The organism is Oceanospirillum sediminis (assembly GCF_014164585.1).
Classification (GTDB): domain Bacteria; phylum Pseudomonadota; class Gammaproteobacteria; order Pseudomonadales; family Halomonadaceae; genus Oceanospirillum; species Oceanospirillum sediminis.
In genome coordinates this window covers 1-482 of sequence record NZ_JACJFM010000117.1, presented here as the reverse complement: position 1 = coordinate 482, position 482 = coordinate 1, and the positions used below count along the sequence as shown (strand labels likewise).

Sequence of the window (482 nt, the reverse complement as noted above, 5' to 3'; positions counted from 1 at the left end):
GTTACTTGCTGATACTGAAAATTACGTATATGAAGTCTCTGAAACGGGAGAAATTTCAGAATTTAAAGGTTCTCAAAAAAGTGAGAATGTACGGTACTTTTTAGATAAGCTAAATGGACATGAAGTAAATTTTGTAGGAACTTTAGAGCCAAAACCTAATGATGTTATAGAAGAACATGCGCAATGGTTATCGGGTATTGCTGCAGGTGCTTGGTTTGAACTACATAAAAATGGAAGTATTGAGGTTTACAGGTTTAGACGAATTTCGCCTTATGGAAACATCGATTGCGATGCTGTTTTTAGGGTTGATAATACTTCTTTTAATTATGACCTACCTTATGAGTTTGTGCATTACTCCAACTGCAAATTTTTTAATGTGAGGCAGCAAGAGCGGGTTTTTAGATTTGATAGATTGATTTGATTCAATAAGAATATGTCTTTAAAAAATCTAAAAACGCATCTGAGCGTGATACAAACCCATT

1 protein-coding gene is annotated in these 482 nt (G+C 34.0%); it reads left to right on the top strand.

What is annotated here, in order from left to right; translation table 11 throughout:
- Window positions 1-421: DUF6695 family protein (locus H4O21_RS28080; protein ID WP_220495851.1), on the top strand; the 421-nt coding region annotated here is incomplete at its 5' end.
- Between the last annotated feature and the right edge of the window lie 61 nt (window positions 422-482).